We start from the raw sequence: 23,140 nt of genomic DNA, 5'->3' as shown, positions 1-23,140 counted from the left end.
GGGATTGGAGCATGCAACTTAATTCCACTGAAATTAGCGATCTAATTAAACAACGTATTGAATCTTTCGACGTTGTTAGTGAAGCTCGCAATGAAGGTACTATCGTTTCTGTAAGCGATGGCATCCTTAGCATCCACGGCCTAGCGGACGTGATGCAAGGTGAAATGATCGAACTACCGGGTGGCCGTTACGCGCTAGCACTAAACTTGAACCGTGATTCGGTTGGTGCTGTTGTAATGGGCCCGTATGCTGACCTACAGGAAGGCATGAAAGTTACAGGTACTGGTCGTATTCTTGAAGTACCAGTAGGTCCTGAAATGCTTGGTCGTGTTGTAAACACGCTAGGTGAGCCAATTGATGGTAAAGGTCCTATCGAAGCGAAACTAACTTCGCCTGTAGAAATTATCGCACCAGGTGTAATCGACCGTAAATCGGTAGATCAACCTGTTCAAACTGGTTACAAGTCAGTTGACTCAATGATCCCTATCGGTCGTGGTCAACGTGAACTAGTAATCGGTGACCGTCAGACTGGTAAAACAGCAATGGCGATCGATGCGATTATCAACCAGAAAGACTCTGGTATTTTCTCTATCTACGTAGCTATCGGCCAAAAAGCGTCGACTATTGCTAACGTAGTTCGCAAACTAGAAGAGCACGGCGCACTGGCAAACACTGTTGTTGTTGTTGCATCTGCTTCTGAATCTGCAGCGCTGCAATACCTTGCACCGTATGCTGGTTGTGCGATGGGTGAATACTTCCGTGATCGCGGCGAAGATGCACTGATTGTTTATGATGATCTATCTAAGCAAGCGGTAGCTTACCGTCAAATTTCACTACTACTTAAGCGTCCACCTGGCCGTGAAGCGTTCCCTGGTGATGTTTTCTACCTTCACTCTCGTCTACTAGAGCGTGCTGCTCGTGTAAGCGAAGCATACGTAGAAAAGTTCACTAACGGTGAAGTGACAGGCAAGACTGGTTCTTTAACTGCTCTTCCTATCATCGAAACGCAAGCTGGTGACGTATCTGCATTCGTACCAACGAACGTAATCTCGATTACTGATGGTCAGATCTTCCTACAAACTGAACTATTCAACGCGGGCGTACGTCCAGCTGTTGACCCTGGTATCTCAGTTTCTCGTGTAGGTGGTTCGGCGCAGACTAAAATCATCAAGAAGCTATCTGGCGGTATCCGTACTGCTCTAGCTCAATACCGTGAACTTGCAGCATTTGCACAGTTTTCATCGGATCTTGATGAAGCGACCAAAAAGCAGCTAGACCACGGTCAAAAAGTTACAGAACTGATGAAGCAGAAACAATATGCTCCTATGTCTGTATTTGACCAAGCTCTAGTAATCTTCGCTGCAGAGCGTGGATACCTTCAAGACGTAGAACTGTCAAAAGTTCTAGATTTTGAAGCTGCTTTACTGTCGTTTGCTCGTGGTCAATACGCTGATCTAGCAACACAGATCGACGCAACGGGTGCTTTCAACAAAGAAATCGAAGCTGAGCTGAAGAAGCTTGTTGACGATTTCAAGGCAACCCAGACCTGGTAATTGGTAGGTGGTCTTAGGGCCACCTCATACCATTAACGGAGAGTAACGATGGCCGGCGCAAAAGAGATACGTAATAAAATCGGTAGTGTTAAAAGCACACAGAAGATTACGAAAGCAATGGAAATGGTAGCAGCTTCGAAAATGCGTCGTTCTCAAGACGCAATGGAAGCTACTCGTCCATATGCAGAAACAATGCGTAAAGTGATCGGTCATTTGGCTAATGGTAGCCTCGAGTATAAGCATCCTTATCTTGAGGAACGTGAAGCCAAACGTGTTGGTTACATCATCGTTTCTACAGACCGTGGTCTTTGTGGTGGTTTGAACATTAACTTGTTCAAAAAAGCTATGAACGACATGAAAGATTGGTCTGAGAAAGGTGCTGATGTAGAGCTTGCAATTGTAGGTTCTAAAGCAACAGCATTTTTCAATAACAGCGGCGCGAAAGTAGCAGCTCAAGTTTCTGGTCTGGGCGATCGTCCAAGCCTTGAAGACTTGATTGGCTCTGTAAGCGTTATGCTGAAGAAATATGATGAAGGTGAATTGGATCGCCTGTTCGTAGTGTTTAACAGATTTGAAAACACTATGGTTCAAGAACCAACGATCGATCAATTACTTCCTTTGCCTAAATCAGACAGCGAAGAAATGAAACGCAGTCATTCTTGGGACTACATTTATGAGCCCGAGCCAAAACCACTACTAGATGCACTATTAGTTCGATACGTCGAATCTCAAGTGTATCAAGGTGTGGTCGAGAATCTTGCTTGTGAGCAAGCAGCTCGAATGATTGCAATGAAATCAGCAACAGATAACGCTGGTGACATTATTGATGACTTAGAACTTGTGTATAACAAAGCCCGTCAATCGGCGATTACACAAGAACTTTCTGAGATCGTTTCAGGCGCAGCTGCGGTTTAAGCTTAGGTAAAACTAAATAGTTAGAGGATTAACGATGGCTACAGGTAAGATCGTACAGATCATTGGTGCGGTAGTCGACGTAGAGTTCCCACAGGGCGAAGTACCTCGTGTATACGATGCTCTGAATGTTAATGAAGTGACAGAACGTCTAGTTCTTGAAGTTCAGCAACAACTTGGCGGTGGCGTAGTACGCGCAATCGTAATGGGTAGCTCTGATGGTTTACGTCGTGGTTTGACAGTTGAAAATACTGGCGCTCCAATCTCGGTACCAGTAGGTACTAAGACACTTGGTCGTATCATGAACGTCCTAGGTGACGCAATTGATGAGTGTGGTGAAATCGGTGCTGAAGAGCATTACGCAATTCACCGCGAAGCTCCAAGCTACGAAGAGCAGTCTAACGAGACTTCTCTTCTAGAAACTGGTGTTAAAGTAATCGACTTGATTTGTCCATTCGCTAAGGGTGGTAAAATCGGTCTATTCGGTGGTGCTGGTGTAGGTAAGACCGTTAACATGATGGAACTTATCAACAACATCGCACTTCAACACTCAGGCCTATCTGTATTTGCAGGTGTAGGTGAGCGTACTCGTGAAGGTAACGATTTCTACTTTGAGATGCAGGAAGCAGGTGTTGTAAACATCGAAAACCCTGAAGAATCAAAAGTAGCGATGGTTTACGGTCAGATGAACGAGCCACCAGGTAACCGTCTACGTGTTGCACTGACTGGTCTAACAATGGCTGAGCGCTTCCGTGACGAAGGTCGTGACGTTCTACTGTTTGTTGATAACATCTACCGTTACACACTAGCAGGTACTGAAGTTTCAGCACTTCTAGGTCGTATGCCTTCTGCGGTAGGTTACCAACCTACACTAGCTGAAGAAATGGGTGTTCTACAAGAGCGTATCACGTCAACTAAAGCTGGTTCTATCACGTCTGTACAGGCGGTATATGTACCTGCGGATGACTTGACTGACCCGTCTCCAGCAACAACGTTCGCTCACTTAGATGCAACGGTAGTACTTAACCGTAATATCGCATCTATGGGTCTATACCCAGCGATCGACCCGCTAGATTCTACTTCACGTCAACTGGATCCATTGGTAGTTGGACAAGAGCACTACGACATCGCTCGTGGCGTTCAGTCTACTCTTCAGCGCTATAAAGAGCTGAAAGATATCATTGCTATCCTAGGTATGGACGAGCTATCTGAAGAAGATAAGCAAGTTGTATCTCGTGCTCGTAAGATTGAGAAGTTCCTAACTCAGCCTTACCACGTAGCGGAAGTATTTACAGGTGACCCAGGTGTTTACGTACCTCTTAAAGAGACTCTACGTGGCTTCCAAGGTCTTCTATCTGGTGAATACGATGACATTCCAGAGCAAGCGTTCATGTACTGTGGTGCAATTGACGAAGCTATTGAGAATGCTAAGAAGCTATAAGGCTAACTAGGAGGCGATATGGCAGCAATAACCTTTCACCTAGACGTTGTAAGTGCAGAGAAACAAATTTTCTCAGGCCTTGTTGAGACGTTTCAGGTGACCGGTAGTGAGGGTGAGCTTGGTATTTTCCATGGTCACACTCCACTGCTGACCGCTATCAAGCCTGGTATGGTGCGTATTGTTAAGCAGCACGGCCACGAAGAAATTATTTATGTTTCTGGTGGTATGGTAGAAGTTCAACCTGGTACAGCGACTGTACTGGCTGATACGGCTATCCGTGGTGAAGAACTAGACGCAGCAAAGGCGGAAGAAGCTAAACGCAAGGCTGTGGAGAATATCCAAAATCAGCATGGCGACATAGACTTCGCACAAGCGGCCGGTGAACTGGCTAAAGCCATTGCTCAGTTACGAGTTATCGAACTGACAAAACAGCGTCGTTAATCTTTTATAAGATTACTGACTCTGAGATAAAGGCGACCTAAGGGTCGCCTTTTTGCATTTTTAGGTTATCCCGCCCTGAAATGTGTTTACACATTGAGGACTAATGATGCCCCTTTTACGTATCAGTACTGGTTAAATAGCTATTACAATTTAATTTGTTAGCTAAAAACGGTTACAATATCGGCTTAATAAAAATAATGTTGGATAGGTTTACAATGAAGTTTAGTGCGGTAATTCTCGCAGCGGGCAAAGGCACTCGCATGTATTCAAACACACCAAAGGTTCTGCATACGCTTGCAGGTAAGCCAATGGTGAAGCATGTTATCGATACATGTAATGGTCTTGGTGCTCAAAACATCAACTTGGTTTACGGTCACGGTGGTGATCAGATGAAGGCTACTTTAGCTGAAGAATCGGTAAACTGGGCACTGCAAGCTGAGCAGTTGGGTACTGGCCACGCTGTGGATCAGGCATCTGCACATTTCGCTGATGATGAAAAAGTACTAGTGCTATACGGTGATGTTCCATTGATTTCGCCTCAAACCATTGAAAACCTATTAGACGCTCAACCAAATGGTGGCATCGCGCTACTTACGGTCGTGTTAGACAACCCAATGGGCTACGGTCGCATTATTCGTCGTAATGGTCCTGTTGTCGCTATCGTTGAACAAAAAGACGCAACGGATGAGCAGAAGCTTATCAAAGAGATCAACACTGGCGTTATGGTGGCGACTGGTGGCGATCTGAAGCGTTGGTTGTCTGGCTTAAGCAACGATAACGCACAAGGTGAATACTACCTGACTGACGTTATTGCAGCGGCTCACGATGAAGGTCGTGCTGTAGAAGCTGTACACCCAGTAAGCCCAATTGAAGTTGAAGGCGTGAACGACCGCTCTCAACTGGCTCGTTTAGAGCGCGCTTATCAAGCTGAGCAAGCCGACAAACTATTGAAGCAAGGCGTTATGCTACGTGACCCAAGCCGCTTTGATCTACGCGGTGAATTGCAGTGCGGTATGGATGTTGAGATTGATACTAACGTTATCATTGAAGGTAGCGTAAGCATTGGCGACAACGTGGTTATCGGTACAGGTTGTGTATTGAAAGACTGTGAGATCGATGACAACACCATCGTGCGTCCATACAGTGTAATTGAAGGTGCAACGGTCGGTGAAGACTGTACGGTTGGTCCTTTCACTCGTCTACGTCCTGGTGCTGACATGCGTAATAACTCGCACGTTGGTAACTTTGTCGAAATGAAGAACACTCGCCTTGGTGAAGGCTCTAAAGCGAATCACCTAACGTACTTAGGCGATGCTGAAATTGGTCAGCGCGTAAACGTGGGTGCAGGTGCTATCACTTGTAACTATGATGGCGCAAACAAGTTTAAGACCATCATCGGCGATGACGTATTCGTTGGCTCAGATAGTCAATTAATTGCTCCAGTTACGATTGGTAATGGCGCTACCGTTGGTGCTGGCTCTACAGTAACTCGTGATGTTGCTGAAAATGAGTTAGTTATCAGCCGTGCTAAAGAACGTAAGATTGCTGATTGGAAACGTCCAACTAAAAAGTAAGTACTAACGTCCAAAAGTTATTCTGATACAAGCCAGAAGCAATGCTACTGGCTGCTTTCTAAATAACTTTAGATATAAAAAAAGAGCGAGATTACTCGCTCTTTTTTGTTGTCGTTAAACGAGAAACTAGTCTTGTTTATCGTCAGCAACTACTCGAGAGTTATCCGGTGTTGCAAAGTGTTCAGAAAGCTCTTTATTCGAAACAATATAGCCAACCCACAGTGCACCTAAACAAATTACTACCGCGATACCTGTTGCGCTTAGTGCTTGGCTTGCCATTGCTGCAACCAATGCACTTGCTAGGCCACTAATACTGATTTGCAGGCTGTTTTGTAAGCCAGCCGCTGTCGCAGGGCTCTGTTTCGCGCTTGATAGAGCACGGTTTACTACGATTGGGTAAAGTGCGCCATTCGCTACGGCAATTAGACAGAAAGGTGCCAGTAGAGGCCAGATTGAAGTCAGTTCCCATTGTGATGCAATGAAAATTAGTAATGCGGCAACACTAAACAAACCAATAAGATTTCTTAGTACGACACCATCGCCATACTTCTTCACAGCCTGCTTACCGAAGTAACCACCCGCCATAAATGCAATGGTTTGTGGAATAAAGCTCAAACCGATGTCTTTTGCTTCATAACCCAGCTGAGCCATGATCTCTGGCATACCGGTTAGGTAAGCGAAGAACGCTGCTGACGCAGAAGCAAACATCAACACATTACCCATGTAAGGCTTTGAATGAAGCAGTGCTTTGATATCGGTTTTGATCGACGTTTGTTTTACTTCTGGCGCTTCTTTTGGTTGAGCCATGGTCGTTGCGATCAACAATGCGCCCATTAGCGTCAGTGTGATAAAGATACTGTGCCAACCAAAGCTGTCTGCTAGCAACACACCCAGTTGCGGTGCTAATGCTGGAGATAGCGCTACTAGAGGCATGATAGTAGCAAAAATTTGCTGGCTGCTGCTTTGAGAGTAACGCTTAATAACCATTGCTTGCCAGATTACCGCAGGCGCACACACACCGATCGCTTGAATGAAGCGCAGCGTTAGTAGGTGCCATACTTCGGTACTGAATGCTAAGCCGAATGAAGCCGCAGTAAAGATAACAAGACCAACCGCTAGCGTATTACGGTGACCATACTTGTCACTCGCCAGACCCCAAAGAAGCTGACCCATTGCCATACCACCAAGGAATACGGTTAGAGACAGAGCAATCTGCTCAGGGCCGGTTGCAAAATCGACTTCCATTGCCTTAAATGCAGGAAGGTACATATCGGTCGCAATAAAGCCAAGCATGGAAAGAACTGCAAGGTAGACCAATTGAAATTTAGAAATATTCATAAGATGCCATTAAGCTAAAGGTAGTGATGTTTTTATCATCAAAAAAATTGTTAGATACTCAGGAGTCAGAACCCCTGTTTATTTATGCTGACATTCTATTTTTCAGAGCTGATAAAATAAAACGCTAAAATATGTAGTTATCAATCAAAAAATTTGAAGGCTTATGTTCTCTAAATCCTCGTTAGAAATGCTTGATACCGTTGCTCGCTTGGGCAGCTTCACTGCGGCTGCAGAGCAATTGCACAAAGTGCCATCGGCGATCAGCTATGGGGTTAGGCAGGTAGAGCAAGAGCTTGATGTTCTACTTTTCAGACGCTTACCAAGAAAAGTAGAGCTGACGCCTGCTGGGGAGTTGTTTATTGAAGAGGCTCGTCAACTGCTGAGACAGATGGAAGAACTCAGTGCGCAAACTCGCCGAGCTGCGCGTGGTTGGAAGAAAACCTTACGTCTAACCCTTGATAACGTGGTTAAGCTCGACAAGATGAAGCCTATGATTGAAGAGTTTTATCAAACCTTTGAGTTCGCTGAGCTGCAGATCAACATGGAAGTGTTTAATGGTTCTTGGGAAGCCATTGCACAGGGTAGGGCCGATGTCGTCATTGGCGCCACTTCGGCGATTCCGGTTGGCGGTGACTTTGAAGTTAAGGATATGGGACGGTTAGATTGGGCATTTGTAATGTCACCCAGTCATCCGTGTGTGCGAGAGCAAAACCTTAATGAAGCCTTTGTTAGCCAGTATCCTGCGATCTGCTTGGATGATACCTCTAGCGTACTGCCAAAGCGTCACACTGGCCATTATGCGAGTCAGAGACGTCTTCTATTACCTAATTGGTACAGTGCGATAGAGTGCCTCAAGAATGGTGTTGGGGTGGGTTACATGCCAAGGCATATTGCCGCGCCTATTATCGAACAAGGCTTGCTGGTGGAAAAAATATTACCAGAGCCTAGCCCACAGAGTCACTGTTGTTTGGTGTGGAGAAAAGATGACAACCATAAATTGATCGAATGGATGGTCAAATATCTAGGATCAAGTGAACAGCTTCACCAAGATTGGTTAGATCATCGTAAAGCACTTTAATGATCTATTTGAAATAAGATCGTGTGAGGTTTACCGGAAACGCTCAAATAAAAAGAGCGAGTAAATACTCGCTCTTTTTGGTTCGATAGCTTAACTCTTAAGATAAGAAGAACTTGTAGGAAGGGTTATCGGTTTCATCTTTGCATTGGTAGCCAAGTTCTTCTAAGTGTGTAGAGAACTGAGCCAAATCATCATCACCGAGTTCGAAGCCACACAGCACTCGACCGTAATCGGCACCGTGGTTACGATAGTTGAACAGGCTGATATTCCAGTGAGTACCTAAGGTATCAAGGAATTTAATCAATGCACCTGGGTATTCTGGGAACTCAAAGCTGTATAGGCGTTCTTTCAGAGGTTTCGATGGTTTACCGCCAATCATGTAGCGAATGTGCAGTTTTGCCATCTCATCATCTGAGAGATCGACAACCGGGTAGCCGCCCTCACGTAGGTCATTGATGATGTGTTCGAGTTCTTCTTGTCCACCTTGTAGACGTACACCAACGAAGATATTCGCCAGGCTTTCGTCGTTGTGGCGGTAGTTAAACTCAGTCACCGCTCGACCACCAATAATGTTACAGAACTCTAGGAACGCACCTTGTCGCTCTGGAATCGTCACCGCAAGTAGACCTTCTCGCTTCTCACCCAATTCACAACGTTCAGAGACATAACGCAGACCGTGGAAGTTGGTGTTCGCACCAGACAGTACCGTTGCTAGTTGCTTATTTTGCAGTTGGTTTTGTTCTGCAAACTTCTTCAAGCCAGCCAGAGCAAGCGCTCCTGAAGGCTCAGCAATGGCACGGGTATCTTCAAAGATGTCCTTTACCGCAGAGCAAATTTCATCGCTGGAGACGGTAATATGACCATCAATGTACTGTTGGCAAAGACGGAAGGTTTCTTCACCTATGCGTTTAACCGCAACACCATCAGCAAACATGCTGACCTGATCCAGTACCACTGGTTCACCCGCATCCAGTGCTGCTTTCAAGCAAGCCGAGTCTTCAGGCTCTACCGCAATCACTTTAATCTCTGGCATCAGTTGTTTGATAAGCACTGCAACACCAGCGGCTAAGCCACCACCACCAACCGGCACAAAGATATAATCCATGTGGCCGTTTTGCTGCAGCATCTCCATACCCATCGTACCTTGCCCTGCAATCACGAGTGGGTGATCGAAAGGAGGAACAAAGGTGAAGCCATGTTCAGCCGACAGACGTTCCGCTTCCGCTTTCGCTTCATCGAAATTACTGCCGTGCAGAACCACTTTGCCGCCAAACCCGCGTACCGCATCGACCTTGATATCCGGCGTCGTTTTTGGCATCACGATCGTGGTTTGAATACCCAGCTTAGAGCCAGATAGCGCCATTCCTTGTGCGTGATTCCCTGCGGATGCTGCGATAACACCGGCTGCTTTCTGTTGTTCAGAAAGGCTTGAAACCATGTTGTAAGCACCGCGCAGCTTAAACGAGTGTACCGGCTGACGGTCTTCTCGTTTTAGCTGAACCTGATTACCGATACGAGCGCTTAAGCGTGGCATATCTTGCAGAGGTGTCACGATTGCCGCTTCGTAAACCGGAGCTCTCAGGATCTGGCGCAGATAATCTGCGCCACTTTGTTTTTTGGGGCTGGAGGTGTCATCACTCATAGTTAGCCCTCAAGCTTAGACTTATCACGCACAGCGCCTTTGTCGGCACTGGTCGCCATACTTGCGTAAGCTTTCAGTGCGAAAGATACTTCACGTTGACGGTTTTCTGGTTTCCAGCCTAGAGCATCTTGCTTAACACGACGCGCTTCTAGTTCTGCTTCTGGAACATCAAGCGTGATTGAGCGGCTAGGGATATCGATAGTGATGATATCGCCTGTGTTCACTAGACCAATTACACCACCGCTTGCTGCTTCTGGAGAAGCGTGACCGATAGACAGACCTGATGTACCACCAGAGAAGCGACCATCGGTTAGAAGAGCACAAGACTTGCCTAGACCCATCGATTTTAGGTAAGTCGTTGGGTAGAGCATTTCTTGCATACCCGGGCCGCCTTTAGGACCTTCGTAACGAATGACAACCACTTCGCCTGCTTTTACTTTACCCGCTAAGATGCCTTCTACTGCCGTATCTTGGCTTTCGAATACGATTGCAGGACCTTGGAATTTAAGGTTTTCTTCATCAACACCCGCGGTCTTAACGATACAACCATCAACCGCGATGTTACCTGAAAGTACCGCTAGGCCACCTTCTTGGCTGAATGCGTTCTCTTTGGTACGAATACAACCTTCTTTGCGGTCGTCATCTAGACGATCCCAACGGCAATCTTGTGAGAAGGCTTTGGTGGTACGGATGCCTGCAGGACCTGCACGGAAGAACTTAAGCACGGCTTCGTCTTCTGTTTGCATGATGTCGTATTGAGCGAGCTGCTCTTGCATACTTAAGCCAAGTACGGTGCGAGTTTGATTATTCAGTAGGCCAGCACGATCAAGCTCACCTAGGATAGCCATTACGCCACCAGCACGGTGAACGTCTTCCATGTGGTATTTCGGTGTTGAAGGTGCCACTTTACATAGGTGTGGAACACGGCGAGACATCGCATCGATATCATCCATATCGAAATCAATGTCGCCTTCTTGAGCGGCCGCTAAAAGGTGAAGTACTGTGTTACTAGAACCACCCATTGCGATATCAAGCGCCATCGCATTATCAAAGGCTGCGCGGTTTGCGATGTTGCGTGGCAGTGCTGATTCGTCGTCTTGCTCGTAGTAGCGCTTGGTTAGATCAACGATGCGCTTACCGGCATTGATGAACAGTTCTTCACGGTCTGCGTGCGTCGCTAGCATAGAACCGTTACCAGGCTGAGATAGGCCAAGTGCTTCTGTTAGACAGTTCATGGAGTTAGCTGTGAACATACCTGAACATGAACCACAGGTTGGACATGCAGAACGTTCTACTTGCTCACTTTGCTCATCTGAAATCGTTGGATCGGCACCTTGGATCATTGCATCAACAAGGTCGAGCTTGATGATTTGATCTGAAAGCTTGGTTTTACCTGCTTCCATTGGGCCGCCTGATACAAAGATCACTGGGATGTTAAGGCGCATTGCAGCCATCATCATTCCCGGAGTGATTTTGTCACAGTTAGAGATACACACCATTGCGTCCGCACAGTGTGCGTTGACCATGTATTCTACTGAGTCTGCAATAAGCTCACGTGATGGCAGTGAGTACAGCATGCCGCCGTGGCCCATTGCGATACCATCATCGACTGCGATGGTGTTGAATTCTTTAGCGATACCGCCCGCTTTCTCTATTTCACCCGCAACCAGCTGACCCATATCTTTAAGGTGAACGTGGCCTGGAACAAATTGAGTGAAAGAGTTTACAACCGCGATGATCGGCTTACCGAAGTCATCGTCTTTTACGCCAGTTGCACGCCATAAAGCGCGCGCACCAGCCATGTTGCGTCCGTGGGTTGTCGTTGCTGAACGATAGATTGGCATTGTTTAAATCCTTATAAAATATTTGGCTGTTGCTTACTTATTTGTTTGTGTTTGGCTTGCTGACGCATGGTCTGCTGGATAAACGTAGTCTAACCAGCCCCACTTATCTTCAGTGGTTCCATTGAATAAACCAAAGTAAGCTGCTTGAACTTTTTCAGTGATAGGACCGCGTTTGCCTTCACCTACTGTAATTTTGTCTACACTACGAACCGGAACGATCTCTGCAGCTGTGCCTGTCATGAATACTTCATCGGCAAGGTATAGCGCTTCACGAGCAATGTTCTCTTCACGGATTTCGTAACCCATGTCTTTTGCTAGTGTCATGATTGAATCACGGGTGATGCCCGGTAGAATCGCGCTGGTTGCTGGTGGCGTTGATAACACACCGTTACGAATCACAAAGATGTTCTCGCCAGCACCTTCTGAAAGGTAACCATCGACGCTCAGTGCGATACCTTCATCGTAACCATGACGACGAGCTTCACCACCAACCAGTAATGAAGATAGGTAGTTACCACCAGCTTTCGCAGCGGTAGGGATAGTATTTGGAGCGGCACGATTCCAGCTTGAAATCATCGCATCTACACCATTCTCTAGCGCTTCTTCACCTAGGTAAGAACCCCAAGGGAACGCAGCGATGATCAGATCCATCTCAGTATTTTCTGGCGGACACACACCCAAACCAACATTACCTACAAAGCCCAGTGGACGTATGTACGCAGACTGTAGCTTATTTTGGCGTAGCGTTTCGCGAGTCGCTTCCATAATTTCTTCCTCAGTAAAAGGAATAGGAAAGCGGTAGATTTTTGCTGAGTCTTTTAGGCGTCTTGCATGCTCTGGGTGACGGAAGATTACCGGCCCTTTTGGCGTGTTGTAACAACGAACGCCTTCAAACACAGAAGTACCGTAGTGCATTGCGTGAGTCAGGACGTGAACGTTCGCCTCTGCCCAAGGAACCATTTCACCGTTAAACCAAATATAGTCTGCTGTTTTAGCTGTCATGTTTGCGGTTCCTTATGCGTTTATCTTTTGCTGTAAGTTGTTATTTGGCAATTCATTACGACTGATAGAGATAACGTCAACGGAACGTACATCCCACAGCTTTTCGATTTGGTTTACCAAAAAAGAGATCGGACGGTCACTGTCGACAATGATCTCTACACTCGCCACTTTGCTTTCGTGGTTTTGAGTGCCCGCGACTTGCTTAACAATGAAGCCACGGTGACGAATAACACGAAGAACACGCTCTAGTAGTACAGGCTTATCATCGGCTTTGATGTCTAATAGGTATCTTTTCATGTTATGTGTTCTCCAACATCTCACTGTTTGAAGCACCTGGCGGTACTAGTGGCCATACGTTTTCTTCTTCATCGATAAGAACATGAAGTAGGTAAGCGGTTTTGCTTTCTAGCATCTCTTTCAATGCTGGCTCTACTTCTTCTTTACGCGTGATGGTTTTGCCCGGGATATCAAATGCTTTCGCGAGCATGACGAAATCAGGGTTGTCATCCAAGATGGTTTCACTGTGTCGGCCATCAAAGAACAGAGATTGCCATTGGCGAACCATGCCCAAGCGAGAGTTATTCAGAAGCACCATCTTCACTGGGATCTGACGACGCTTTAGCGTGCCAAGCTCTTGGATGTTCATCATGAATGAACCATCACCAGAGATAAGAATCGATTGGTCATCAGGACGGCCAACCGATGCACCCATAGCTGCTGGTAAACCAAAGCCCATAGTGCCTAAACCGGCTGAGGTGATGAAGTTTTGTGGATCGCGAGGCTGAATGTGCTGAGCAGCCCACATCTGATGTTGGCCAACATCCGTCGAAATGATAGAGCTTGCTGGCATCATGTCTGATAGCTGCTTTAGTAGTAGTGGAGCAAAGATCAGATCACCAGGGTGGTCGTAACGCCACTTGAATGAGCTACGAAGGCCTTCTGAGTGGTGAACCCAAGATGAGATGTCTTGGCTCAGTTCTAGTTGAGGCATGATCTTGTTGATGTCACCACGAATTGGCGCATCAGCAAGGCGCAGTTTACTGAACTCTGCCGCATCGATATCGATATGGATAACTTTTGCGTGAGGAGCAAAAGTATCAAGCTTGCCTGTTACTCGATCATCAAAACGAGCACCGACAACAATCAATAGGTCACTTTCTTGAACCACTAGGTTAGCAGCTTTAGTGCCGTGCATACCAAGCATGCCAAGGTAGTGCGGGTCGTCACGTTCGATAGTGCCTAAGCCTTTCAGTGTGCTTACGGCCGGCATTGGGTTAAGGCGTAAAAACTCGCGAACTGCATCGGTTGCTTTCGCCAGTTGAACGCCACCACCTACGTATAAAACAGGACGAGTCGCTTGAGACAAGAAGTACTGAGCTTGTTCAATAGCATCCGTTGTCACAACAGGAATGGCTGGTGGTGTAAATTCAGGAAGAATTTTTACAGGGGATTCGGCTAGTTGAACATCTTTAGCGATATCGACAATAACCGGACCGGGACGCCCTGCTTTTGCAACGATAAATGCTTCAGCCAATGTTGGCGCAAGATCTTCAATATCGGTAACGAGGTAGCTGTGTTTAGTACATGACAGAGACATACCAATCACATCCATTTCTTGGAATGCATCGGTACCGATGTGGGAGCTAGCAACTTGACCAGTGATAGCGACGAGTGGGATGGAGTCCATAAAAGCATCAGCAAGACCAGTTACTAGGTTAGTCGCGCCTGGGCCTGAGGTTGCCATACAAACAGCCACGTCTTGTGTTGCACGCGCCATACCAATAGCAGCCATTGCAGCACCTTGTTCATGGCGACAAAGGATGTGTTCAACACCGCCGTCATAAAGTGCATCGTAGATTGGCATGATGGCACCACCTGGGTAACCAAATACGGTCTCAATGCCTTGTTGCTTGAGTGCGGATACGACTAGTTCTGCGCCTTTCATCGTAATCCCTCCGTATTACCTTTATTTTGGTCATTGTTTCCGTTGTCTTTGCACATCTTGTGCTCCCATTCTTCCTGTAAATCGGCAAGGCCGAAAATAATAAAAATTATAAAAATCGAATCGCTAAATTAGAAAAAACCCCCGGACTTTTCAGTGCGGGGGTTTTTTCTAATTCGTGGTTACTTTCTTCCCACTCGCCCCCGCGCAGTCTTAATAATGACTACGATAATCAGGTTAATCAGTGCGTAAATGCGAGCGTTAAAAATCATAATATTCGAGTTTTCTCGTTTATTGTCTTCAGTAAAAGTCTACATCTCTAGTGTTATCACACAAATCTGCAGTATGACAAGGAAAATGTCATTCTTTTTTCACATTAAAACACCATTCCACCAAGCTATATAACAACCTTATCGCTTTGGTGAGCAACGAATACCCAGAGCGAATACTTTTAAATCAAAGACAAAGGAAAGTTATGGGACTCGCGATAATTCACAGCCGAGCTAGTGTGGGAGTAGAGGCACCAGAAGTGACAGTTGAAGTGCATATAAGCAACGGTATGCCTGGGTTTACATTGGTGGGGCTACCTGAAACGACGGTCAAGGAATCTAAAGATCGAGTCAGGAGTGCCATCATCAATTCTCGCTTTGAATTTCCATCGAAAAGGATCACGGTCAACCTCGCGCCTGCTGATTTACCCAAGGAGGGAGGACGTTTCGATCTGCCAATCGCGCTTGGGATTTTGGTGGCGTCAGATCAACTTCCGACATCAAAAATAGCTCAACATGAATTTATCGGTGAGTTGGCATTGTCAGGAGAATTGCGCTCGGTAAAGGGCGTTCTGCCTGCGACGTTAGCCGCCGATAGTGTCGAACGATGCTTAGTGGTTCCACACCACAATGGTGATCAGGCGGCCTTAGTCGGCAAGGGGGCCCATAAATCAGCGCAAACCTTGCTAGAGGTTTGTGCAGATATGTGTGGCCAGGCTCAGCTTGGTCTATATCGAACCGAGCATCATCATGTCGATGTGTCTGATAATCGTGACTTACAAGATATTATTGGCCAGCAGCAAGGTAAGCGAGCATTGGAGATTGCCGCGGCTGGTAACCATAACCTGCTTTTTCTCGGTCCGCCCGGAACTGGAAAAACCATGCTGGCTTCTCGACTGCGTGACCTTTTACCCGAAATGAGTGATGACGAGGCGATGGAAACCGCTTCGGTGGCTTCTTTAACGCAACAAGAGATCAATCAGTACAACTGGAAGCAACGACCTTTCCGTTCCCCACATCATTCGAGTTCGATGGCAGCATTGGTCGGTGGTGGCTCGATACCTCGCCCCGGTGAGATATCTTTGGCGCATAATGGCTTATTGTTTCTTGATGAGATGCCAGAGTTTGAGCGCAAGGTGCTTGATTCACTGCGAGAGCCGCTAGAGTCGGGTGAAATCATTATCTCCCGTGTCGCGGGTAAGACTCGCTTTCCTGCTCGCTTTCAATTAGTCGGTGCACTTAACCCAAGCCCAACAGGTTATTACGAGGGCAATCAAGCTCGAGCGAACCCGCAAATTATCCTGCGTTACCTCAACCGCTTATCTGGACCATTGTTGGATAGATTCGATATGTCATTGGAGATCCCTCTATTGCCCAAAGGGATGTTAGCCGAAGGAGGCGATCGTGGAGAAACCACTCAAGTCGTGAAGCAACGAGTTAAACAAGCGCGTCAGTTGATGTTATCTCGAAACCATAAGTCGAACGCACTGTTAGGTAGTCGAGAAATTGAAAAGTATTGCCCATTGCGACGTGAAGATGCGGAGTTTCTCGAGACCGCACTACATCGATTGGGTTTATCGATCCGTGCCTATCATCGCATTATTAAGGTAGCGCGAACCATTGCAGACCTTGACGGTAATGAGCAGATTGAAAAGAAGCACTTATCAGAGGCACTTGGCTACCGAGCTATGGATCGACTGTTGAAACAACTCACGGCTCAAGCGGTGTAGTCATACCAATCGTAGTAAACAACGGGTCATTTATTTACTGTGATTGGTATACAAACAAGAAAGCCTGCTTTTTACGCAGGCTTTCGTTGTTATGAACTAATGGCTATGAGCAAGCAGTGATGCCTAACTAAAACTTGTAGTTCAGGCCGACTGAGACGATGTATTGCGATTCATCGTAGAAGGTAATGTTTGAATCGCTGGTGCCGTAGCCCGCAAGAGAAACAAACGACCAGTTTTCCCAATCCATAAATCGGTCATATTCATACGCGGCAAACAGGTTGATGTTGTCATCACTGCGTTTCTTATCGTAGATCGGGTTACTTGCATCGTAAGAACGTTGGTTGTAGCCCGCCGTTAGTGCATATTGATGGCGACCCATGCCACCAAATAAACTCACTTCACCACCAAATTGGTCGTAAGACTCAGCGTTGCCGTCGGCATCTCTTGTTTGATAAATGATCGATGGGATAAGCATCATGGTGCGACTCAATGGAACGCGGTATTGGCCTTTCAGGTAGAAAGTTTCGGCATCACGCTGTAGAGCTTCTTCAACTCGATCATCTTTCACATCTTTAGTCGCGTAGGCCATATCTAGCGAGAATGCAGAACCTGCGATGCTACTTAATTTCAAACGAAAGGCATTGCCGGTTTCATCGGTTTTGCTTCGAGCAACGTCTTCTGTGTATGGATTCGCCCAAGTTTCACCTGACATAATGGTTGGCAGGAGTGACGCGTCGATAGTCATGCCTGACTCTAGTTGGTATTTATAGCCAACCTCCAGCACAACAGTACCGGTTGCCACATCATCACGAGCAGTACCTGTGTACACCTGGTGATTTAGCTTCTCACCAAAGGTGTAAGCGACACTGCCTAAAGGTGCGACAAGAAATGAGCTTTCAGATGAGGCTTTCTGTTTATTTGACGAGAGGGTGCTATCAGCATCGGTATTAAAATTTGAGGAGGAAGAGGTTACCCCGGTATTGATAGAGATTTCACCACTGAAACCTTGTTCGTCTGCAAGTTTGGCAAAAGCGGGAGAGGCTGCAACGCTTAATGCGAGAAGTGTGATTTTTATTTTCATTTAAGGGCTCCTTGCCCACCGGTTCTTAGGACGGGTTATTAATACCAGTAAAGCTCTGAGTTTTATGGCTGATTATTTATCAATGATGATTTTTGAACTAGGAAAAAAAAGGAAGCCGAAGCTTCCTTTAATCATTACCTTACTTCTTTAATAAGAAGTTAACCAGCTCGAAGTACTCATCGAGAGAGTTAATACCTTGAGCGTCAATCAGGTAGCGGTTGTTTACTACAACAGCTGGAACGCCTGACAAGCCGCTGTCTTTGAATGCTTTGTCGAAACGACGAACCATCGAATCTACTGCAAAGCCGTTGTATGCCGCATCGAATTTCTTAGCATCAACGCCTTCGTCTAGGAAGATTTGACGCAGTTCTGCTTCATCGCGTGGTGGCTTGTTCATGGTGTGGATGCGGTTAAACATCACTGGCACCATTTTATCTTCCACTTTCAATGCAATCATGGTTGCGTAAGCTTTGCTCATTGGCAGACCCATGTTGCCACCCATGAATGAAACATGGTTCTTCTGTAGCTTAGCGTCTTTAGGTAGCTGTTGTTTTAGCTGCTGGATGATTGGCTCAAAGCTATTACAGTGTGGGCAGTAAAAAGAGAAGAACTCTGTCACCATTGGTTTTTTTGATGCTTCTAGATCGAGAACTTTGTAGTGTTCACCTTCGTTAAATTTCGCAGCGTGAGCTGAAAGGCTCAACATGATCAATGAGAAAAATGCGAATAGCTTTTTCATTTATCCAATCTCCATTATGTTTGAATTTTTATCTAGTTGTATGTTGCGATTGTTGTTACCACTGAGGCATTAACGAAAGTGGTGGTTCTTGCAGGGTAGCAATTTGCTCTTTACAAGCAAGTACTTGTTGCTCCCAATATTTCGGATCATTAAACCACGGGAAGGCCAAAGGAAACGCCGGATCGTGCCATCGTTTCGCCAACCATGCCATGTAATGCACCATACGTAGACCGCGCAGTGGTTCGATTAGTTTCAGTTGCGCGGTATTAAAATCGCAAAACTCTTGATAACTCTCTAGCAGAATATCCAGTTGCATCATTTTATCTTGGCGTTCGCCGTTAAGCAGCATCCATAGATCTTGAACAGCAGGACCATTACGCGCGTCATCAAGATCGACGAACATTGGTCCGTCGCGCCACAAGATATTGCCCGGGTGGCAGTCGCCATGGAGACGAATGTTGTCAATGTTACTCGGCCACTGGCTCTCTAGTTCTTTAATCAGAAGGTCGACGTCATTGAAGAACGCGTTCTCTAGGTGCGTTGGGATAAACTGAGAGTTCTCTAGAATCTTACGTGGCTGATAAAGGTATTCATCTAAGCTGATGGTCGGGCGATGCTGAAATGTTCTTCCGGCACTGGCTTTATGAATACGGCCAAGGAAGCGTCCAACGCCTTCCAATTGATCTAGATTATCGACTTCATATTGCCTGCCACCGACGCTTTCAAACAGTGCAAATAGATAGCCTTGATATTCATGCAAGGTTGCGCCGTTGATTCGCATAGGTGGAGCAATCGGTAACTCTTGTTCGATCAGCTTTAACGCGAAGTCGTGCTCTTCTTGGATCTGTGCAGTGTTCCAACGCTGCGGACGATAAAACTTAACGACGTAGCGTTTACGGTCTTCATCGGTGAATTGATACACCCGGTTTTCGTAGCTGTTGAGAGCGAGAAGCCCGGATTCAGCACGAACTCCAATGCTCTCCAGTGCGTACCACATGAAGTCAGGAGTCAGGTTATCAAAGTTAAAGGCTTGCATCGTCATAGAATAAAAAAGGCTCATTACTGAGCCTTTTTCCATTTATTGGGGTGTTATACCAAGCACTAAGGTGACTGATATCAGAGCTTCTTGATAAAGCGGCTTTCGACTTCCATCGTAAACTCTTCATTATCCGAGAGTATAAACTGAATTGTCGAAACTGGTGAGCTCAGTTTTTCTGGATCGACGCCTAAGCTGATAGGAAGGTTTAAAACCTCACCTGGGTCTACGGTGATCGTTTGTTTACCGTACCAGATAGAATCTGGTAGCCCGCTGACATCAAGCTTGTACTCTTGCTCTTGCTGAGTTTTGTTGATGACTTTCAAGTTGTAAGTATTTTCGACAAGCCCTTGGCTATTGATTCTAAATAGCTGGTTTCTATCTCGTAGAACACTTAAGCCTGCAGGATCAACACTCGCTATCTGTGCGAAGAACAAACCCAGCATGACGATCAATATAGCGCCATAACCTAGCAGCTTAGGACGCATCACCTTGGTTGTGTGACCATCGAGCCTGTGTTCTGTGGTGTAGTTGATTAGGCCTTTGTCATAACCCATACGTTCCATTGTGTTGTCGCAGGCATCAATACACGCGCCACAGTTAATACATTCGTATTGTAGGCCGTCACGGATATCGATACCCGTTGGGCACACTTGAACACATAAATTACAGTCAATACAGTCGCCTAGACCAAGTTCTTTTGGATCGGCTTTACGAGAGCGAGGGCCGCGGCTTTCACCTCGTTCAGCGTCGTAACCCACGATGAAGGTATCTTTATCGAACATTGCCGATTGGAAACGCGCGTAAGGACACATGTGCAGACAAACAATAGAACGCATCCATCCCGCATTCGCATAAGTACACCCAGCAAAGAACAATACCCAAAACACCGGCCAGAAAGTCGAGTTAAAGGTAAAGAAACCAACCACCAGCTCTTTGATTGGGATGAAATAACCGACAAAGGTTAAGCCCGTCGCAATGGCAATCGCCCACCACGCGATGTGCTTGATGGTTTTTCTGAGAATTAAATTGCTTGTCAGTTTGCCCGAGTCTTGTTTTCTTCGCTTATTGGCAGCACCTTCCAGTTTCTCTTCGAACCAGATGTACATGAAGGTCCAGACGGTTTGCGGGCATAAATAACCACACCAGACTCGCCCTAAGAAGGTGGTTATGAAGAATAAGCCAAACGCAGCAATCATAAATAGGATGGCGAGTAGCGTCAGATCTTGTGGGTATAGGGTTGTACCAAAGAAGTTGAACTGTTGGCTGCCGATATCGAGCAAGATCGCTTGTCGCTCGCCAAATGGGATCCATGGGATAAGCGCAAAAAGTAAAAGTAAGAACCAACCGCCGTAACGACGAAGTTGTTGGAATTTACCTTTGCTTTCTCGAACATAGATTCGGTTACTTGGGTTAAATCGATCTCCATTACCTTTATGTGTTTTTGGGTTAAAGGTTTTAGGAGTCACATCTTTGATGTCGATTTTATCCTGACTCATGGACTATCCTTTTTGTGGCTTGTTTGCCCGGTTAAGTCGGGCATGACGACATTACTTGAAAGTATGGTTTAGAGAACCTGTAGAAATTGAGCTTGGTGCATTTGTTGGTATCGCACTCACTCTTATTATTTTAGAAGATTCTTATGGATGGCGATTATAACGACAATCTTGTTCTCATTTCTTTAACGCTATCAACCTTTAACAACAAAAGTCATAACAGTTGTGACGAAAAAATAGCGAACAGAAATAAAAAAGCGACCGAGTGGTCGCTTTTTAGAATTGAGCAATTTATTTATAAGGCAATTAAGCTTTAACGCATTTAAGCAGTTAAAGGATGCCACGCGCTTTTAGAATTGCCGTTTTGAAATCATCTTCTTGGTCTTTTTTAAGACCTGGGATCATTTCATCTTTTTCGCTGTTACGCATTTTTAGATGGTAGATAAGAACATCGTCAGTCAGCTCTTCAAGCTTGCCTTGATAGCCAGCTTCGTTTGATAGCTTAATGATGAACTCTAATAGGTTAAGCTCTTGATCTTTCTGCCACTCAGGCTCCATCAGTTCAAGCAGTTCTTCAATGCGGTGACACTTCATACTTTACTTCTCCACAAATTTTATAATGATTTGTGGTTAAGGTATCAAATCGGGTAGGGAATACCAATGTGTAAAGGCATTTCAAGATGGGACTGGGCAAGAAAAAAGCGCAGTAAAAACTGCGCTTTTCGTTAAGCGGCTTTAATTACTTTTGTTGCAGTCGGTGCTAATAAAGCAGTCTTCTGAACGAGAGTCATTGTAGGAGCCAATTTCTTAGCCGTTGGAGCAGCAACAAAGCCACTACGACGACGCATCGCACTACGGTTGGTGTGCGAGAACCTGACAGCTGTTGGGCGCATTAATTTACCTAACGGTCAGGCATATCCATTGCCAATCTAATGGCCTGACTTATCATGAGCTTCGCTTCAATTACTTGAAGAGTCACTCGTCTGGCTTTCGCCAATCCGAAAAATAAATCAGGATAATGATATGCATGCATATCAAGGCTTAGATTATCACTATCTAAGTTATCGATCGACGCCTGAGTGATAATTAAACGATATTAGAGCTAAAATAGTGTGAGCAGTATATTTGAGTTTGAACCTCTTTCAGGCTTAAGATGATGCTTTAAAGGAGGTGCATATGTCGTTCTTAAAGAAAACGTTAGCTAGTTTTGGTATTGGATCTGCCAAGGTGGATTCTGTATTGCAACAGGAAGTGCTTTACCCAGGCAAGAAGGCGAGCATTATTGTGCATGTCTATGGTGGCGCTCAGCCACAAGAAATCGACAACATTGATCTCAACTTGTGCTGTCGTTACGTCAAAGAAGTCACCATGAACTCGCAAAGGCAAGAGGGCGGTCATAAACGCCGAATGCATCAGACGTACTCGTTGGCCAAATGGAGCCTGCCGTATGCCTTTGTGATTCAGCCGGGAGAAATCCGTGACTTTGAATGTGAGTTTGATGTACCGCTGAATACACCAGTCACTATTGGTGATTCAAAGGTGTGGCTGGAAACCGGGTTGGACATTGCGATGGCGATTGACCCATCGGATAAAGATACCTTAACGGTTCGTCCTGATGCACTCCTCGATGGCATCTTTAACGAACTTGAAGCTCAAGGGCTGCGGATACGCCAAGTGGAATGTGAAGCGGTGGATGGCTTTGAACTGCCGTTTGTGCAAGAGTTTGAGTTCGTTCCTACTACTGGCCCTTATCATGGTCGCTGGCGTGAGCTTGAGGTTGTTGCTCATCGTGGTGAGACAGAACTTAAGTTGTGGTTTGAGATAGACCGCAATCGCGATGGCGCAAAAGGCATGTTGGCGAGTTTGCTGGGAATTGGTCAGCTACAGCGCCAATTGAGTGTCCCGCTTGATACCTCACCAGAAGACGCTGGTAAGATGGTGGTCGAGTATTTAGAAAGCGCATCTTAGCTGAATCGCACATTTTATAAGTCATTTTGTCATAAAAATTTTAAGCTTACACGT

20 protein-coding genes are annotated in these 23,140 nt (G+C 45.9%); 8 read left to right on the top strand and 12 right to left on the bottom strand.

Annotation, left to right across the window (positions count from 1 at the left end):
• The first annotated feature begins 11 nt into the window (after positions 1–11).
• The 5 genes from atpA to glmU all read left to right on the top strand — a co-directional run bounded on the left by atpA (position 12) and on the right by glmU (position 5,921).
• Positions 12–1,553, top strand: a complete 1,542-nt coding sequence (gene atpA, locus L3V35_RS23555; RefSeq protein WP_004735737.1) for a F0F1 ATP synthase subunit alpha — start codon at positions 12–14, stop codon at positions 1,551–1,553.
• Positions 1,554–1,601: 48 nt separating this feature from the next.
• A complete protein-coding gene (atpG, locus tag L3V35_RS23550; RefSeq protein ID WP_004735739.1) occupies positions 1,602–2,468 on the top strand; it encodes a F0F1 ATP synthase subunit gamma in 867 nt (288 codons plus the stop codon).
• A 34-nt stretch (positions 2,469–2,502) separates the two neighbouring features.
• Positions 2,503–3,906: a F0F1 ATP synthase subunit beta gene (gene atpD, locus L3V35_RS23545; protein WP_017077305.1), complete on the top strand. Its 1,404-nt coding sequence runs from the start codon at positions 2,503–2,505 to the stop codon at positions 3,904–3,906.
• 18 nt (positions 3,907–3,924) lie between these two features.
• Positions 3,925–4,347, top strand: coding sequence for a F0F1 ATP synthase subunit epsilon (locus L3V35_RS23540; protein WP_004735742.1), 423 nt, complete (start codon positions 3,925–3,927; stop codon positions 4,345–4,347).
• A gap of 215 nt (positions 4,348–4,562) precedes the next feature.
• Positions 4,563–5,921, top strand: coding sequence for a bifunctional UDP-N-acetylglucosamine diphosphorylase/glucosamine-1-phosphate N-acetyltransferase GlmU (gene glmU, locus L3V35_RS23535; protein WP_004735743.1), 1,359 nt, complete (start codon positions 4,563–4,565; stop codon positions 5,919–5,921).
• A gap of 126 nt (positions 5,922–6,047) precedes the next feature.
• Here the strand turns inward: glmU and punC are convergent, their stop codons facing one another.
• Positions 6,048–7,259 (bottom strand): purine nucleoside transporter PunC, encoded by a 1,212-nt coding sequence (gene punC, locus L3V35_RS23530; protein WP_017090728.1) that lies wholly within the window; start codon positions 7,257–7,259, stop codon positions 6,048–6,050.
• 163 nt (positions 7,260–7,422) lie between these two features.
• Between punC and punR the strand changes: the two genes are divergently transcribed.
• Positions 7,423–8,337 (top strand): DNA-binding transcriptional activator PunR, encoded by a 915-nt coding sequence (gene punR / locus L3V35_RS23525; RefSeq protein WP_004735746.1) that lies wholly within the window; start codon positions 7,423–7,425, stop codon positions 8,335–8,337.
• 97 nt (positions 8,338–8,434) lie between these two features.
• Here the strand turns inward: punR and ilvA are convergent, their stop codons facing one another.
• Genes ilvA through ilvG form a run of 5 tightly spaced genes read right to left on the bottom strand, consistent with a single transcriptional unit; the run spans position 8,435 to position 14,770 of the window.
• Positions 8,435–9,979, bottom strand: a complete 1,545-nt coding sequence (ilvA, locus tag L3V35_RS23520) for a threonine ammonia-lyase, biosynthetic (protein ID WP_065205706.1) — start codon at positions 9,977–9,979, stop codon at positions 8,435–8,437.
• A gap of 2 nt (positions 9,980–9,981) precedes the next feature.
• Positions 9,982–11,823: a dihydroxy-acid dehydratase gene (ilvD, locus tag L3V35_RS23515; RefSeq protein ID WP_054548317.1), complete on the bottom strand. Its 1,842-nt coding sequence runs from the start codon at positions 11,821–11,823 to the stop codon at positions 9,982–9,984.
• Between the two features lie 33 nt (positions 11,824–11,856).
• On the bottom strand, positions 11,857–12,825 hold the full coding sequence (locus L3V35_RS23510; protein WP_017095708.1) for a branched-chain amino acid transaminase: 969 nt from the start codon (positions 12,823–12,825) through the stop codon (positions 11,857–11,859).
• A 12-nt stretch (positions 12,826–12,837) separates the two neighbouring features.
• Complete coding sequence (ilvM, locus tag L3V35_RS23505; RefSeq protein ID WP_017077311.1) at positions 12,838–13,122, bottom strand: acetolactate synthase 2 small subunit; 285 nt, start codon at positions 13,120–13,122, stop codon at positions 12,838–12,840.
• Position 13,123: 1 nt separating this feature from the next.
• Positions 13,124–14,770: an acetolactate synthase 2 catalytic subunit gene (gene ilvG / locus L3V35_RS23500; protein ID WP_237300731.1), complete on the bottom strand. Its 1,647-nt coding sequence runs from the start codon at positions 14,768–14,770 to the stop codon at positions 13,124–13,126.
• 472 nt (positions 14,771–15,242) lie between these two features.
• On the opposite strand from ilvG, the gene L3V35_RS23495 reads away from it, so the two are divergent.
• Positions 15,243–16,766, top strand: coding sequence for a YifB family Mg chelatase-like AAA ATPase (locus L3V35_RS23495; RefSeq protein ID WP_237300730.1), 1,524 nt, complete (start codon positions 15,243–15,245; stop codon positions 16,764–16,766).
• A 127-nt stretch (positions 16,767–16,893) separates the two neighbouring features.
• On the opposite strand, the gene L3V35_RS23490 is transcribed toward L3V35_RS23495, so the two are convergent.
• The 6 genes from L3V35_RS23490 to L3V35_RS23465 form a co-directional block, all read right to left on the bottom strand.
• Positions 16,894–17,847, bottom strand: a complete 954-nt coding sequence (locus tag L3V35_RS23490) for a DUF2860 domain-containing protein (RefSeq protein ID WP_237300729.1) — start codon at positions 17,845–17,847, stop codon at positions 16,894–16,896.
• Positions 17,848–17,986: 139 nt separating this feature from the next.
• Positions 17,987–18,586, bottom strand: coding sequence for a thiol:disulfide interchange protein DsbA/DsbL (locus L3V35_RS23485; RefSeq protein WP_004735755.1), 600 nt, complete (start codon positions 18,584–18,586; stop codon positions 17,987–17,989).
• Between the two features lie 55 nt (positions 18,587–18,641).
• Positions 18,642–19,628: a serine/threonine protein kinase gene (locus L3V35_RS23480; RefSeq protein ID WP_237300741.1), complete on the bottom strand. Its 987-nt coding sequence runs from the start codon at positions 19,626–19,628 to the stop codon at positions 18,642–18,644.
• A 74-nt stretch (positions 19,629–19,702) separates the two neighbouring features.
• A complete protein-coding gene (ccoG, locus tag L3V35_RS23475; protein ID WP_237300728.1) occupies positions 19,703–21,121 on the bottom strand; it encodes a cytochrome c oxidase accessory protein CcoG in 1,419 nt (472 codons plus the stop codon).
• Positions 21,122–21,448: 327 nt separating this feature from the next.
• Complete coding sequence (locus L3V35_RS23470) at positions 21,449–21,712, bottom strand: YihD family protein (protein WP_054548310.1); 264 nt, start codon at positions 21,710–21,712, stop codon at positions 21,449–21,451.
• Positions 21,713–21,843: 131 nt separating this feature from the next.
• Positions 21,844–22,011, bottom strand: coding sequence for a hypothetical protein (locus L3V35_RS23465; protein WP_004735761.1), 168 nt, complete (start codon positions 22,009–22,011; stop codon positions 21,844–21,846).
• Between the two features lie 283 nt (positions 22,012–22,294).
• Between L3V35_RS23465 and L3V35_RS23460 the strand changes: the two genes are divergently transcribed.
• Complete coding sequence (locus tag L3V35_RS23460) at positions 22,295–23,086, top strand: sporulation protein (RefSeq protein WP_237300727.1); 792 nt, start codon at positions 22,295–22,297, stop codon at positions 23,084–23,086.
• The last annotated feature ends 54 nt before the right edge of the window (positions 23,087–23,140 follow it).

Origin of the sequence: Vibrio sp. L5-1 (genome assembly GCF_021728315.1) — a bacterium.
Classification (GTDB): Bacteria; Pseudomonadota; Gammaproteobacteria; order Enterobacterales; family Vibrionaceae; genus Vibrio; species Vibrio splendidus_K.
Note: the sequence above shows the minus strand (reverse complement) of the source record. Positions and strands in the feature narration are given on the sequence as shown.

Excerpts from the sequence above, each read along its gene's own strand:
- atpA (WP_004735737.1), top strand. The coding sequence starts at position 12 with ATGCAACTTAATTCCACTGAAATTAGCGATCTAATTAAACAACGTATT.
- glmU (WP_004735743.1), top strand. The coding sequence starts at position 4,563 with ATGAAGTTTAGTGCGGTAATTCTCGCAGCGGGCAAAGGCACTCGCATG.
- ilvA (WP_065205706.1), bottom strand. The coding sequence starts at position 9,979 with ATGAGTGATGACACCTCCAGCCCCAAAAAACAAAGTGGCGCAGATTAT.
- L3V35_RS23460 (WP_237300727.1), top strand. The coding sequence starts at position 22,295 with ATGTCGTTCTTAAAGAAAACGTTAGCTAGTTTTGGTATTGGATCTGCC.
- L3V35_RS23480 (WP_237300741.1), bottom strand. The coding sequence starts at position 19,628 with ATGACGATGCAAGCCTTTAACTTTGATAACCTGACTCCTGACTTCATG.
- punR (WP_004735746.1), top strand. The coding sequence starts at position 7,423 with ATGTTCTCTAAATCCTCGTTAGAAATGCTTGATACCGTTGCTCGCTTG.
- atpD (WP_017077305.1), top strand. The coding sequence starts at position 2,503 with ATGGCTACAGGTAAGATCGTACAGATCATTGGTGCGGTAGTCGACGTA.
- L3V35_RS23490 (WP_237300729.1), bottom strand. The coding sequence starts at position 17,847 with ATGAAAATAAAAATCACACTTCTCGCATTAAGCGTTGCAGCCTCTCCC.
- atpG (WP_004735739.1), top strand. The coding sequence starts at position 1,602 with ATGGCCGGCGCAAAAGAGATACGTAATAAAATCGGTAGTGTTAAAAGC.
- L3V35_RS23510 (WP_017095708.1), bottom strand. The coding sequence starts at position 12,825 with ATGACAGCTAAAACAGCAGACTATATTTGGTTTAACGGTGAAATGGTT.
- ilvG (WP_237300731.1), bottom strand. The coding sequence starts at position 14,770 with ATGAAAGGCGCAGAACTAGTCGTATCCGCACTCAAGCAACAAGGCATT.
- L3V35_RS23470 (WP_054548310.1), bottom strand. The coding sequence starts at position 21,712 with ATGAAGTGTCACCGCATTGAAGAACTGCTTGAACTGATGGAGCCTGAG.
- L3V35_RS23540 (WP_004735742.1), top strand. The coding sequence starts at position 3,925 with ATGGCAGCAATAACCTTTCACCTAGACGTTGTAAGTGCAGAGAAACAA.
- L3V35_RS23495 (WP_237300730.1), top strand. The coding sequence starts at position 15,243 with ATGGGACTCGCGATAATTCACAGCCGAGCTAGTGTGGGAGTAGAGGCA.
- L3V35_RS23485 (WP_004735755.1), bottom strand. The coding sequence starts at position 18,586 with ATGAAAAAGCTATTCGCATTTTTCTCATTGATCATGTTGAGCCTTTCA.
- L3V35_RS23465 (WP_004735761.1), bottom strand. The coding sequence starts at position 22,011 with ATGCGCCCAACAGCTGTCAGGTTCTCGCACACCAACCGTAGTGCGATG.
- ilvD (WP_054548317.1), bottom strand. The coding sequence starts at position 11,823 with ATGCCAATCTATCGTTCAGCAACGACAACCCACGGACGCAACATGGCT.
- ilvM (WP_017077311.1), bottom strand. The coding sequence starts at position 13,122 with ATGAAAAGATACCTATTAGACATCAAAGCCGATGATAAGCCTGTACTA.
- ccoG (WP_237300728.1), bottom strand. The coding sequence starts at position 21,121 with ATGAGTCAGGATAAAATCGACATCAAAGATGTGACTCCTAAAACCTTT.
- punC (WP_017090728.1), bottom strand. The coding sequence starts at position 7,259 with ATGAATATTTCTAAATTTCAATTGGTCTACCTTGCAGTTCTTTCCATG.